Here is a 12847-nt window from a genome sequence, read left to right as displayed (position 1 = left end):
TTCGTTCCAGACGATATTTCGACTTCCTAAATATCATACCAGAGAGAAGGGTAAATAGAAAATTTTGAGATTTATTTAAACAAATGGCTCTGTTAATGTTTAGTGTTAATTTTGTTCCATATAAGCCCCCCTTATATGGAACACTTGAAGTTGAGAGGATGCTTCCGTTTACTCAAATTGAGAGTAAGGTGGTTCGGGAAATCACTCGCTTTCCGCGGCGAGCTGGGAAGCCTCCTCGTTCGCTTGCGCTCTCTGTGGGGTCTCCCCTAGGCTCCTACTGCCGCAGGAGTCTCGCCATTTCCCGAACCACCTTTGCCTTATATAGAGGGGACGGAAGCATGCTACATAAGGGGGGGAGGTTGGATCCCCGCTATACTCGAGCTGAGGGGACGTTATACTTAATCTGGTAAGGGGTGTCTGGGGAACGAGGAGACTCCTGCGGGAGAAAGAGGTCGACGAGATCCCGCAGGGTGGTTTTCCCGAGGAAGCTCTAAAAAGAAAGGGGAAGTTCGACTAAAACCGTCACGTCCTGTGACAACGTCGAACGACCCCACGTCGTGTGGGGCCGCCCGCGGAAAGCGAGTCGTTCCCCAGACACCCCAAGCTCTCAACAAAATAACGGCCCTATTTTCATTAAATGTCTCAGCTTCGAGTCTTCAACAATCCTGCCCTATTCTTGAACAGAGCCAAACAATTAATAAGCTAGTCCAACAGAACGGTAAATATGGTCTTGTTTCACCACGGATTCCAATAGAAAGTGGGCTACGTCTGATCGGGATATGCGTTTTCCTCCATGAGGAACTCCAGTTGATTCCATGCGATATTCCGCTGTACGTGTGCCATCGTCTAAGCGTAAAGGTCTGGCAACGGTCCATTCTTTACCGCTTTGTTTCAATAATTCAACGGCTCGTTTATGTTCAGCTAATACGTTTTTTAAGATTTTTGAAGCCATAAACCCTGTAAGTCCTGGAATTTCATCTTCAATTCCAGCAGAGGCTGTATAAGCGATTCGCCCTATTCTATTTTCTTTCATGCCATCAAGAATATTAGATGTCATTTCAGATAAGGAAGTGGTCTTTTTTAAACCATCTGTCCCTAGTGCAGAAATAACAGCATCGTGATCTTTCATTGCTTGAATGACGAGTTCCCGATCTAAGCCATTTCCTTCAATGATTTGAAGATGAGGATGTTGAATGGAGAGTTTGGAAGGGGTTCTAGCGAAGGCCGTAACACGATGCCCTTCCTCAAGAGCAAGTTTAACTACTTCTTTACCTGTCCCACCTGAAGCACCAAATACAATTATATTCATTATCACTCCACCTGCTTTCTAAAAATTAATTATAGATATATCATACCAAGATTTGGAGGTTAGGGTGGAGAGATAATAGGTAGATATAAATTTATTCATGGATAAAAAGAGAGGAGTATCCTTCAATAAGAATACTCTCCTTCTTTCCTACACTTTATTTTTTGCTAAACAAATCAGCTTTTAATACTAATGTTCTATTCCTCTAATTTTGGCATTTGAATAGGAATGGTATCTTCATCTTTATTCTTCTGGATTCTGATTTCTAGAATGCCGTTCTTGTAGGAGGAAGTTACTTCGTCTGCTGTGAAATGAAATGGAATACGAATCGTTCTTTTGTAATGACCTTGAAACCGTTCTTTATGCAATGTTTGCTGCTCTGAAGCTTGGTAGGCTGGTGGGACATGGCCTTCTAGTATTAGATTCGTTCCGTTCTGTTTTAAGGTAAGGTGCTCTGTGGAGGCAAGGCCTGGTAGATCCACTATGACAACGAGATGACTTTCTGCATCGTACAAATCATAGGCAGGGCCTCGCTTTGGTATGACGTGATGCATGTCGTCCCAAAAGTCCTGACCTAACACCTGATCAATGGTTTTCGAGAACTTTTCCCAGTTAACCTGTGATTGTTTTTCCTTCAAAGAACATCACCTCTTCTACCCATTTATATGAATGTATGATGCTGTTTCATGATTGTAATTTTTTTGAATGAAAAGGGGTCTTTTATAACGATCGTTCCGTTTGTGCAGTTTGTTCGGAATATTATTAAAAATAATCAACTTGTTTACTGAATAACTAAGGGGGTAAAGGAATAGAACACCAAAACTTCCCAACAAATCATCTACATACCATTAAGATGAAATTTTAGGAGAGGAGCAATCATGTGAATAAATCATTAGCTAACAAAGTCTCGCCAGTATTCTGGATTACGATTGCCATAGTGGCCGCAGCTGTTACATGGGGGGTACTTGTCCCTGATAATTTAAAGAAAGTGACTCAATCAATTAGAAATTATTTAGCCGTCCATTTTGGGTGGTATTACTTAATTGTAGTAGCAATTTTTGTTCTGTTTTGTATCTTCATGGTCATTAGTCCTTATGGAAAAATGAAACTAGGAAAGCCAGAGGACGAGCCAGATTATAGTATGCCTACATGGTTTGCTATGTTATTTAGTGCTGGTATGGGGATTGGACTTGTATTCTGGGGTGTAGCTGAGCCTGTTTCACACTATGTGAAAAACGCCCCTACAGCAGAAACTGGCACACCAGAAGCATTAGGTGAGTCTCTCAAATTTGTTTACTTCCATTGGGGGATTCATGCATGGGCGATTTATGCAATTGTAGCTATGACCCTTGCATACTTTAAATTCCGTCGTGGCACCCCTGGTTTAGTAAGTGCTACACTATCTCCGATCTTAGGAGACAAAATAAATGGGCCAATCGGAAAAGTGATCGATGTCATTGCGATTTTTGCCACCGTTGTAGGAGTTGCAACCACCCTTGGATTTGGTGCAGCTCAAATTAACGGAGGTCTTAATTTCTTATTAGATACACCAGATGAATTCTGGGTACAACTCGTCATCATTGGCGTCGTTACGGTGCTGTTTATGATTTCAGCTTACACTGGGTTAAGTAAAGGGATTAAGTATTTAAGTAATACAAACTTAGTATTAGCTCTGTTGTTATTCGGATTTGTTCTTGTTGTAGGGCCTACATTGAATATTATGAATGTATTTACAGATACCATTGGGTCCTATATTAAAGATATTGGGAATATGAGCTTCAGACTTTCCCCTCAAAACAATGACGAACAAACTTGGATTCAGAATTGGACAATATTCTATTGGGCATGGTGGATTGCCTGGTCGCCATTTGTTGGTATCTTTATCGCTCGTGTCTCGAAAGGGCGAACGATAAGAGAATTCCTTATCGGTGTACTGGTAGTTCCTTCCCTCGTTAGTTTCCTCTGGTTTGCAACGTTTGGCATGTCAGCTATTAACCTTGAACAAACAGGTGCAGCAGACATTGCTGGTTTAGCAAGAGAGCAAGCCTTGTTCGGAACATTAACGGAGTACCCATTAGGAACCATTACATCAATTATTGCTTTATGTTTAATAGGAACTTTCTTTGTCACTTCAGCCGACTCAGCTACATTTGTGCTTGGTATGCAAAGCACGAATGGCTCTCTTAATCCTCCGAAAACAGTGAAGTTTAGTTGGGGAATTGCTCAGTCTGCAACTGCAGCTATCTTGCTTTATACAGGTGGTTTGCAAGGCTTACAGAATGCTCTGATCTCAGCGGCCTTTCCATTTTCGATGATTATGATTATGATGGCTTACTCGCTTTATAAGGCTATCACAGAAGACTACCAAGCGATGAAGAAACAGACCTCTTCTTCATCAAGTTCAGATCAATCCGCTAAAACGGGTTCTTAAACGTAAAAAAAGGCTGCCACGTCGGCAGCCTTTTTTAATATACCTTCAAAAGAGTTGCTTGTAGGAGCTTACACTAATCTCACTCCACGCCCAAATAAGAGCTTCCTATTACTTAATGAGTTTCTTCAGCCATGAGCTTTGGCTAAACCCAAATGTTTCATGTGGAACCGTTAGTTCAAAAGCAAGTTGGTCTTTCTTTAAATTGAACGTAGAAGCTCGGAGCCCTAGTTCGTACCCAGGGTTAATCTGGGTGACAGCTACATAAACGTTTTCTTCATCTGGATTTACAATAATCCACTCAGGCATTGGATAGTTATCCTTAATATAATCCAGCACCTTCTTGTTCGGCAGATGAAGGCGGCCGAGTGTAATGGACTTCTGCTGAAGGATAAGGTCTCCGTTTTTTTGTACCACTGGTTCAAACTTCATTGTTAAAGGCAATTCCTTATCAAAAGCAACAATCGTTCCTGTTAACTCCACATCATCTTCTAGAGAAACCGAGTAATCAATGGATTGTGTATCGGATATTTCTGTTAAATAGCTATTGATGATTTGATTTAGATTATCTTTACTAGACATCACTGTAAATTCAGCCCGCTTATCACTGAAAGGCATGGATTTAGGTACCGATACAGATGAGGTTGGTAAATAAACAAGTAATAGAAGCCATAGGATGACCCCTACATTTATAATCGCTAGGATAAAGAATAACCACTTCCACTTATTGTTGACTTTTATTGCTTCAAACATATGACATCTCCAATCTAACTGATGTCTCTAAATTTCTTCTTCATTTTGGCGCACAATCTCATCTTTTAAATGAGAGAGAATACGTTCAGCCATTAGTCTGTACCCTTTTAAATTGGGGTGAAAGTTATCTTCGTAATAAAGATCTTCAGTAGAACCGCTAAATAAATCTTTGATTGGAATGTAGTTCACATTCGCATATCGATCGACGACATCTTTGCTGATACGATTCCAATCGTAAATGATTTGATCGAGCTCAGGGATGTCACTGAAATACTGTTCAAACGGATTGAACAAACCTACAAGATAAATATGGGCATCCTGATTTTGAGAACGTATGGTTTGGAAAATAGAGGATAATCGATCCTCATATTGAGGAAGTTCACTCTCGAAATCTTCATAAGCAAGAGAGGTGAAGTTGTTTTTGACAACTCTCATAATATCGTTTGCCCCGATTGTAATAACAATTACATCGGCTTCTTGCAAAGAAGAGGAGATTTCCTCTTCTTTCAGTCGATCTAACAACTGATCCGTACGATTACCTCGCTTACCGAAGTTCTTAATCTGAAAATCTTGGTTGTTTTCTTGTAGTGTTTCTTCAATAATCCCTACGTAACCACCGTTCCCTGAGGAATCACCTACGCCTTGAGTAAGTGAATCGCCAATGGCCACGATATTTATGTTGTCTTCCACGAAGATTTCTTTAGCCCCTTCTAAAACGGTAGAAACCGCTTCTTTCAGTTCTTCTGTGATGGTTTTTTCTTCCTCTGGCTTTTCTCCATCTCCTTCTTGGGTGGAGAAATCTTGAGACCCTTCACCGCTAAGGGAGGAGTCACTAACTTTCGATTCGTTACCAACCCAATAGAAGAGAATAATAAGGAAACTGAATAAAAATAAAACTGTTAATGCAATTCGTTTCATGTCGATCACACCTGACAATTATCAATTGTACCGTATCATAACACGCATTCCCCATTCTATATAGTGTAAATCGGCTATATATTACCTATATTATATGAAAAATGATTCATCTTTTTACATACCTTTTCGAACCAAATTGAAAAAAATTGAGGTTACATAGAACATTAACATAAAAAAAGGGTATATCTCTTTAAATAGAACCAAATAAAGCGATCTATTCGGAACTCATTAAAATAATGGGAGAGATCCCTTGGAATTATCTTAAATATACAAAAATGGATGAGTGTCCAGTATTTGGTTCTTTGGAAGAGAACTTATATAATGAACGTCATATTCAAAATAAAACAGTAGAGGTGACCCAATAATATGTGCGGCATATTCGCCACAACAGGCCATGTAGAAACGAATAAAATGAAAGACATTCTAGAGAGTATGAAACATAGAGGACCTGATGAGGGAAAACAAGTCCCTTTAGAAGGTTTCCATATAGGACACCAACGTTTATCCATTATTGGGCTAGATGATGGTATTCAGCCAATATCCAATGAAGAGAAAACAAAGTGGATCGTGTGTAATGGTGAAATTTATAATTACTTAGAATTGAAAAGTGAGTTAGAACAGCAAACGTCTTTTTTAACCCATTCCGATAGTGAAGTTGCGTTAAAATTAATTGAAACAGAAGGGGTTAAGAGTATAGAGAAACTTGATGGTATGTTCGCGTTCGTCATCGTTGATGAGCTAACGGATACATTCGTTGCGGCGAGAGATACATTAGGGATTAAGCCTTTATATTACGGACAAGATGACGAAGGGAATTATGTGTTCTCTTCTGAATTAAAGACCTTATATCTTATCACAAATAATGTGCAGGAATTTCCTCCTGGAACTTATTATACGCCAGAAACTGGCTTTGTAAAATACAGACAGATCAAGCATCCAGATCAACCCGCCCAAACAACGCGTCGTGAAATGACCACAGCGATACGAGAAAAGCTTGAACAAGCGATAGAGAAAAGACTTCTGGCAGATGTGGAGGTTGGCGTTCTCTTGAGTGGTGGATTAGATAGTAGCTTAATTTCAGCGATTGCTGCAAAGAAGGCTAAAGAGCAGGGAGGAACGGTGAAATCCTTCTGTGTTGGATCAGCTGGAAGTGAAGATATTGAGCGTGCTCGTGATGTAGCTAACTCAATAGGGTCAGATCATTACGAATACATATATACACAAGAAGAATTAATAGAGGCCATCCCTCATGTCGTATATGCCTTGGAATCCTATGAACCTTCTTTAGTAAGAAGTGCCATTCCGAATTACTTTGTGTCTAAACTTGCCTCACAACATGTGAAGGTGATCCTTTCGGGAGAAGGAGCTGACGAGATTTTTGCAGGTTATGAATATATGAAGAAATTTCAGACGACAGAGTCTCTTAATGAAGAAATCATTCGGATCATAAATACCCTTCATAATATTAACTTACAACGGGGAGACAGAATGAGTATGGCTCACTCCATTGAACTACGCGTGCCGTTCTTAGATTTAGAATTAATTGAAACAGCTTTACGTATTCCGTCTGAACAAAAGCTTCATACGGCAGAACAAATGGAGAAAACCATATTGCGAGAATCATTTGATGGAGTATTACCGGACCAGGTATTGTGGAGAAAGAAGGAAGAATTTTCAGCTGGTAGTGGAGCATTAGATTTGCTTGAAACCTATGCTGAGGAAACAATATCCGATTCAGAATTAGCTCGTATTAACACAGCAGCTCCGGTGGATATCCGCAGTAAACAAGAAGCTCTGTTTTATCGTTATTTCATTGAGTATTTCCCGGAACAATCAGCCCTTGAAACCGTAGGTAAATGGGCTACAGCATAACGGGCGTCTTATAGCATATCCAATTATTCGGTTATATGTTTTATACGCTTCAAGGTTGGGAACATATAGGTATAACCCAAAACAAAAAAGGAGCGATAATACATGAGAGAATACACAGTAGCACCCAACAAAGATGCAACAGAATGGTATGTAAAAGTAGAGGACGTAGCTCCTACTGACAAGTATGAGAAGAAAGATAAAGCCATTGAGAAAGCAGAAGAAATGGCTCAAGAACACAAACCAAGTAAATTGTACATTCTTGATAAATATCATGAGATTGAAGAAGAGCGCTCATTCTAAGCTCTCCTCTTATCTCGCAAAAAAGAAGCTGCCAGATGGCAGCTTCTTTTTTGTCTTAGCTCTGTTAAAGGTTATTGTTGTTAATCTTTATAACAAGCTAGGGCAGGGTAGTTGAAAGCTCGAAGCTGAAAGAGTGTTTCCGTTTTCTGCCACTTTGCCTTTTAACCGAAACAAAGACCACTGATTGGTAAGATAATCAGTGGTCTTTTGGTCGGGTGGGAGTCACCCCACAATAAGGGCTTGAGGCTTGCCAATATAGTACCCTTGAGCTACATCAATCCCGATCTCTTTGGCTAACTTAAGGTCATCCCCTGTCTCGATCCCTTCTAATACGACCGTTGTATCTCCTTTAAAATAATCTGTGAAAAGGGAGACTAGTTTTTGCTTTTTATCACTTGTAGCTAGGTCGGTAGCAAAATAGCGATCAAGCTTCAAGTACTCTGGTTCCATTTCAACTGCTTTCTTTAATGAAGTAGCCCCTTGTCCAAAATCATCAATTGCAAATTGAATTCCCATCTCCCGTAAAGTGTGAATACGAGTGGGGAGAAGGGGAGACTCCCACATGGCCTCCTCTTCCTTCGCTTCATTCATCTCGAAAACGATAGATGGGACAGGAGAAGAAGGAGCGTCTAGCATAGAGTGCATAAATCGGATGAAGTTGGGATGAAGAAGGGTAGACATAAACATATTTAGAAACAGTTTTTGATTATTAAGCTGATTAGAATAATGCGTAAAGGCTTTTTCGATCGACATGGTATCAAGTTTATAGAGAGTGTTCGATTGCATAGCAATTTTAAAAAGGGCTTCAGGACTAGATTGTATAGTAGAGCGTAGCAGAGCCTCATATCCATAAATAGCATCATCGGCCAGGTGATGAAGGGGCTGATAATTGTGAAATAGACGGTTTCTCTTTAAAAGTTCAAAAATATTCATAAAATCCCCCGTGTTCAAATGGTTGTGATGGATCACATTCTAATAATTTATAATGATTAGGGTGAAACGAAATCACGAAAATAAATGAATACTCATTCAAAGGCTTTTGAAGCTAAAAAAACCCCATTGAGTAAAAATCAATGCGGCCGGTTGCGCTACTAGCTCGACCAACCATAAGCGCCCAAATATAGATTGGTTTCAAAGCTTCCTGTCGTATTATGTAGAAACTAGTACTATTATCATAGCAATATTTACTTAGCAAATAAAGGTTAATTGTTTAAATTTTTACACAAATTAAAGACTGGCTTTACATTTTAACGTTGGAGGGTGTAGGAATAAAAGGCTAAGAGACCATTTTCTGATTGGTCCTTAGCCAGATTCCTTATTACCACAATAAATTAAGGAGGCGGTCATTGATGAGATTAGTGTTGATGGGACAAGCATCTGCGTTGCGGCCATATTGCCAACCCCATACATTCGATTTACATGAAAGTTTAGCGGGTGTGTATTTCGGTGCTTTACGTGCTCTTGTAACTCCAGTTTCCGGTTCTACACTGCATAGAACGGACTGTAGAGACACTTTATTATCCTTTGAGGTTGCTTTACAAAAGGCTTCATTAAATTTTCCATTTGTAGGATCGCAAGTAAACCCAGGTTGATATCCCGAAGCGTGCATGCCTTCGACGTAGCCTCGAATCCAGGACTCATCAACTTTAAAGAAATTTTCAACGTTCGCAAACAAAACCTTTCCTTTAGGGAAATTTAAACGTCTGGCATGAAACACAGCGTTTTGAGCAATAACTTTCCCTTTCCTGTACCCTGTAGCCTCCGTGAAATTATTATAAATGGCCATAACTTTTGTGCCGTTATTATGCAACCGTTCAATTTCGGAGACCGTTAATCCTTCTGATACCTCAGGAACTGTTGATAAATATCTCCCCCAGTATTTAGGCTTTCCATATTTCTTTAGTACACAGTCATATAACTCTTTCGTGGCTTCTTGTGTAGAATCCACTCCCCATTGATAAGCCATGTTGTGCTCCTCTCTGCATCAGAAAAATATTCCAAAATCACCTCTGACCCGCTAATATAAAACCTATATACATTCTATTCAAAAGAAGAAAGTAGGTGTTTCACTTGAGTATTTATCTTTTGCTATCGTTTCTAGGAGCTGCTGTAGTGCTCACACTGATGCCTGGACCGGATAATTTATTTGTGTTAGCCCAAAGCATTTCTCAAAATAAAAGAGCAGGTATTGCTACAACATTTGGATTATGTACAGGGATACTCGTCCACACACTAGCAGCAGCTGTTGGAATCACAGCTCTTGTCTATCAATCTGCGCTAGCTTTTATGGTAGTCAAATACGCTGGGGCAGTTTATTTGCTATATCTAGCATGGCAAGCATTTAAAGAAGAAGGTGGGGATCTTCAGGTTGAATCTAAGCAAGCACTTGAGTATAAGAAGCTTTATAAAAGAGGGGTGCTCATGAATATCCTTAACCCCAAAGTATCCCTTTTCTTCCTTGCTTTATTTCCACAATTTATCGACCATTCAAAAGAAGCGTGGGATGTTCCTTTCCAAATGGTAACGCTCGGAGTCTTATTTCTGATACAAGCCTTCATTATTTTCACCACAATCAGCTTCTTTGCTGAGAAGGTAGGAAATTGGCTATCAAAAGTCCCTCAAGTCGGAAGAAGGTTGAATATAGCAAAGGGAGTATTACTAGGAATCATCGGAATCAGCCTTGCCCTAAGAGACAAATCCTAACAAGGTGAAAGGAGAGGTGAATTGTCTTATTTGAGGCAGTTTGCGCTTTTGGTTTTGGGATGTTCTGATGGGCGTCTTGCCGCATGCCCAGGTCGTCTCGCCGCTTTGGGTGGGCGTCTCGCCGCATGGCCATGGCATCCTGACACTTCGGGTGGGCGTCTCGCCGCATGGGCATGGCGTCCTGACACTTCGGGTGGGCGTCTCGCCGCATGGTCAGGTCGTCCCGCCACTTTGGGCGCTCGTCCTGACGCATGGCCAGGTCGTCCCGACTATTGGAGTTGGGGTGTTCTTATCGAGAGTTCTTCATATGATAGGTAATAGGTAGTAGTATAGAGGCTTCCTAGGCTCCCCGCAGGAAAGCGAGTTGTCCCCGAGCAAACCCTAGCACTCCTCAAAGCGTAACGGCCTCCTCCCGCAAAACTAGTTAACAAAACCATTTTAAAATAAAAAGAAAACGCTTTCATTTTCTGTCAACATCTCATATGATGTGAATAGAAGGCTTTAGAGGCAAAAAGGGGGACACCACGATGGGGAAGAAAGAACACGGGTTTGAAACGAAAGTTATTCATGGAGGTTATGACTCAAAAGACTTTTTAGGAAGCCTGACAACACCGCTATTTCAAACGTCAACATTTACCTTCGATAGTGCAGAGCAGGGAGAAAATCGATTCAGAGGGACAGAGGATGGATATGTCTACTCGAGATTAGGCAACCCGACTGTAAGGGCGCTAGAGGATCGTATTGCTCAGCTTGAAGGGGGCGGAGCGGGACTGGCATTCGGATCTGGGATGGCAGCTGTCTCAGCTGTTTTAATCGGTTTAACGAAGGCCAACGATCATATCCTTTGTTCTCGTGGGGTTTATGGGTGTACATTTGGTTTATTATCCATGATGGAAGACAAATACAATATTACAACTTCTTTTTCTACAATGAATACAGAGGAAGAGATCCGGAAGTTAATTCGGCCGGAAACGAGCTGTATTTATGTCGAAACACCGATTAACCCGACGATGGAATTAATTGATTTAGAAATGGTTGCCAAAGTGGCTAAGGATTATGAGATTCCGGTTGTAGTCGATAACACATTTGCCACTCCTTATTTACAGAAGCCGCTTGAGCTTGGGTGTGACCTTGTTCTTCATAGCGCCACAAAATATATTGGCGGGCATGGGGATGTCGTGGCAGGGTTATTAGTAGGAAACCAGGACATTATTCAACAGCTGGCCATGACGACCCAGAAAGATATCGGAGGTATTATTTCTCCATTTGATGCATGGCTGCTATTGAGAGGATTGAAGACCCTGCCTGTACGTATGGATCGTCACTGTGCGAATGCGGAGAATGTCGTTGCTCGTTTAAAAGATCATGCCTTAGTAAGTAGTGTTTATTATCCTGGAGATGCTCAGCATGAGAATTATGAGATTATGAAAAAGCAAATGAAACAAGGAGGGGGCCTAATATCATTTGAAATAAAAGGTGATAAAGAGGAAGCTCAAGCATTCTTGAATCATCTTTCATTTATTAAGAAAGCTGTTAGTTTAGGAGATGCCGAATCTCTCATTCAACACCCGGCCACGATGACACATTCTGTTGTCCCAGAAGAAATAAGAGAGAAAATGGGCATTACCAACTCTTTAATTAGACTTTCTGTTGGCCTTGAAGCATGGGAAGATATTTGGGAAGACCTTTACCAAGCTCTTAACCAAATGACCCAATTCAAAACTATCTAAATGACTGTAAAGGACCTTCAACAAAGGTCCTTTTTTAATGCAGTAAAGCATTGAAGGGTGTCTGGCACGCGTCATTATGTTAAAGCAACGACGCGTGTCTGGCACCCTTCATTGCGTTAAAGTGTAGGTCTGGTAAAGTTTGGTCTTGCGCTATTTTCTAAAATTGAGTAACATTGGATTTCGTAACCAGGTGTTCAGCGAAAAGAGAGTACATCAGAGAGGGTGGATGCATGTGGTTGCGTCTAGTCACCAAGTAATGGGGATTACTTGGGGGATTGGTGCGATTACGTTATATAATATGTTTGACGTAATCCCTGATAAGATGTTTGCAACAGTTTTGTTTTTTGCAGCTGTTGTGATCGGATCGTTAATTCCAGATATAGATACACCTAAGTCTAAGCTCGGTGGACCGTTTGAAAGATGGGGATTTATGCTAGTTGTTTGCCTTGTTGGAGTGGAGATCTTAACGCCAGGCTTGAATCAGGCCGTTCAGTTTTTATTAATGATTTTATCTCCATTACTGTTCGTATTTTCAGGGCACCGTAAGTTTACCCATTCGATTGCGTTTATAGCCTTAATGGCGTCTTACAGCTATATGCTTCATATTTACTTAGACATTCCGTTGTTTTACTTAGCCGGGTTTTTAACGGGGGTTGTATCACACTTATTTGGGGACTTCTTAACGAAAATGGGCATACCGATCCTCTATCCATTTAGTAAACGCTATTACCGATTCTTTTTAACATTTAAAACAGGATCAAAAACAGAGCAAAGTATTACAGCAGCACTTGTCGTGTTAAATATCATTTTCCTAACGCGTAACGTCTTAGGATAAAA

The 12847-nt window shown here is 40.6% G+C and carries 12 protein-coding genes and 1 riboswitch; of the genes, 6 read left to right on the top strand and 6 right to left on the bottom strand.

Features of this window, described 5'->3' with window-relative positions:
• Window positions 1–694 precede the first annotated feature (694 nt).
• Together ACYX4O_RS19750 and ACYX4O_RS19745 are read right to left on the bottom strand one after the other, a co-directional pair.
• Window positions 695–1309 (bottom strand): NAD(P)-dependent oxidoreductase, encoded by a 615-nt coding sequence (locus ACYX4O_RS19750; protein WP_476353408.1) that lies wholly within the window; start codon window positions 1307–1309, stop codon window positions 695–697.
• Between the two features lie 194 nt (window positions 1310–1503).
• Entirely contained in the window at window positions 1504–1944 is a 441-nt protein-coding gene (locus ACYX4O_RS19745) for an Hsp20/alpha crystallin family protein (RefSeq protein ID WP_476353406.1), read from the bottom strand.
• A gap of 242 nt (window positions 1945–2186) precedes the next feature.
• On the opposite strand from ACYX4O_RS19745, the gene ACYX4O_RS19740 reads away from it, so the two are divergent.
• On the top strand, window positions 2187–3737 hold the full coding sequence (locus ACYX4O_RS19740; RefSeq protein ID WP_476353404.1) for a glycine betaine uptake BCCT transporter: 1551 nt from the start codon (window positions 2187–2189) through the stop codon (window positions 3735–3737).
• A 108-nt stretch (window positions 3738–3845) separates the two neighbouring features.
• Here the strand turns inward: ACYX4O_RS19740 and ACYX4O_RS19735 are convergent, their stop codons facing one another.
• Both ACYX4O_RS19735 and ACYX4O_RS19730 read right to left on the bottom strand, forming a co-directional pair.
• Window positions 3846–4487 (bottom strand): YpmS family protein, encoded by a 642-nt coding sequence (locus ACYX4O_RS19735; protein WP_476353403.1) that lies wholly within the window; start codon window positions 4485–4487, stop codon window positions 3846–3848.
• Window positions 4488–4514: 27 nt separating this feature from the next.
• Window positions 4515–5405: an SGNH/GDSL hydrolase family protein gene (locus tag ACYX4O_RS19730; protein WP_476353401.1), complete on the bottom strand. Its 891-nt coding sequence runs from the start codon at window positions 5403–5405 to the stop codon at window positions 4515–4517.
• A gap of 366 nt (window positions 5406–5771) precedes the next feature.
• On the opposite strand from ACYX4O_RS19730, the gene asnB reads away from it, so the two are divergent.
• Entirely contained in the window at window positions 5772–7277 is a 1506-nt protein-coding gene (gene asnB / locus ACYX4O_RS19725) for an asparagine synthase B (RefSeq protein WP_476353399.1), read from the top strand.
• A 102-nt stretch (window positions 7278–7379) separates the two neighbouring features.
• Window positions 7380–7577 carry a DUF2188 domain-containing protein gene (locus tag ACYX4O_RS19720; protein ID WP_036780294.1) on the top strand — a complete coding sequence of 66 codons (198 nt, stop codon included), beginning with the start codon at window positions 7380–7382 and terminating at the stop codon, window positions 7575–7577.
• A 222-nt stretch (window positions 7578–7799) separates the two neighbouring features.
• Here the strand turns inward: ACYX4O_RS19720 and ACYX4O_RS19715 are convergent, their stop codons facing one another.
• A complete protein-coding gene (locus tag ACYX4O_RS19715; protein WP_476353396.1) occupies window positions 7800–8510 on the bottom strand; it encodes an EAL domain-containing protein in 711 nt (236 codons plus the stop codon).
• A gap of 139 nt (window positions 8511–8649) precedes the next feature.
• Window positions 8650–8728, bottom strand: a riboswitch (cyclic di-GMP riboswitch).
• 167 nt (window positions 8729–8895) lie between these two features.
• A complete protein-coding gene (locus ACYX4O_RS19710) occupies window positions 8896–9543 on the bottom strand; it encodes a glycoside hydrolase domain-containing protein (RefSeq protein ID WP_476353395.1) in 648 nt (215 codons plus the stop codon).
• Between the two features lie 104 nt (window positions 9544–9647).
• Here ACYX4O_RS19710 and ACYX4O_RS19705 point away from each other — a divergent pair, with 104 nt between their 5' ends.
• The 3 genes from ACYX4O_RS19705 to ACYX4O_RS19695 all read left to right on the top strand — a co-directional run bounded on the left by ACYX4O_RS19705 (window position 9648) and on the right by ACYX4O_RS19695 (window position 12845).
• Window positions 9648–10280, top strand: coding sequence for a LysE family translocator (locus tag ACYX4O_RS19705; protein ID WP_476353393.1), 633 nt, complete (start codon window positions 9648–9650; stop codon window positions 10278–10280).
• 527 nt (window positions 10281–10807) lie between these two features.
• Window positions 10808–12010: a methionine gamma-lyase gene (megL, locus tag ACYX4O_RS19700; RefSeq protein WP_476353391.1), complete on the top strand. Its 1203-nt coding sequence runs from the start codon at window positions 10808–10810 to the stop codon at window positions 12008–12010.
• A 232-nt stretch (window positions 12011–12242) separates the two neighbouring features.
• A complete protein-coding gene (locus ACYX4O_RS19695; protein ID WP_188650820.1) occupies window positions 12243–12845 on the top strand; it encodes a metal-dependent hydrolase in 603 nt (200 codons plus the stop codon).
• The last annotated feature ends 2 nt before the right edge of the window (window positions 12846–12847 follow it).

The organism is Pontibacillus sp. ABV4_188, from assembly GCF_056311905.1.
The sequence above is the reverse complement of the archived record's forward strand: the minus strand, read 5'-3'. Positions and strand labels throughout refer to the sequence as shown.

What these genes read in the sequence shown, in the direction of transcription:
- asnB (WP_476353399.1), top strand. Translation starts at nt 5,772, where the DNA reads ATGTGCGGCATATTCGCCACAACAGGCCATGTAGAAACGAATAAAATG.
- ACYX4O_RS19715 (WP_476353396.1), bottom strand. Translation starts at nt 8,510, where the DNA reads ATGAATATTTTTGAACTTTTAAAGAGAAACCGTCTATTTCACAATTAT.
- ACYX4O_RS19750 (WP_476353408.1), bottom strand. Translation starts at nt 1,309, where the DNA reads ATGAATATAATTGTATTTGGTGCTTCAGGTGGGACAGGTAAAGAAGTA.
- ACYX4O_RS19710 (WP_476353395.1), bottom strand. Translation starts at nt 9,543, where the DNA reads ATGGCTTATCAATGGGGAGTGGATTCTACACAAGAAGCCACGAAAGAG.
- ACYX4O_RS19735 (WP_476353403.1), bottom strand. Translation starts at nt 4,487, where the DNA reads ATGTTTGAAGCAATAAAAGTCAACAATAAGTGGAAGTGGTTATTCTTT.
- ACYX4O_RS19720 (WP_036780294.1), top strand. Translation starts at nt 7,380, where the DNA reads ATGAGAGAATACACAGTAGCACCCAACAAAGATGCAACAGAATGGTAT.
- ACYX4O_RS19730 (WP_476353401.1), bottom strand. Translation starts at nt 5,405, where the DNA reads ATGAAACGAATTGCATTAACAGTTTTATTTTTATTCAGTTTCCTTATT.
- megL (WP_476353391.1), top strand. Translation starts at nt 10,808, where the DNA reads ATGGGGAAGAAAGAACACGGGTTTGAAACGAAAGTTATTCATGGAGGT.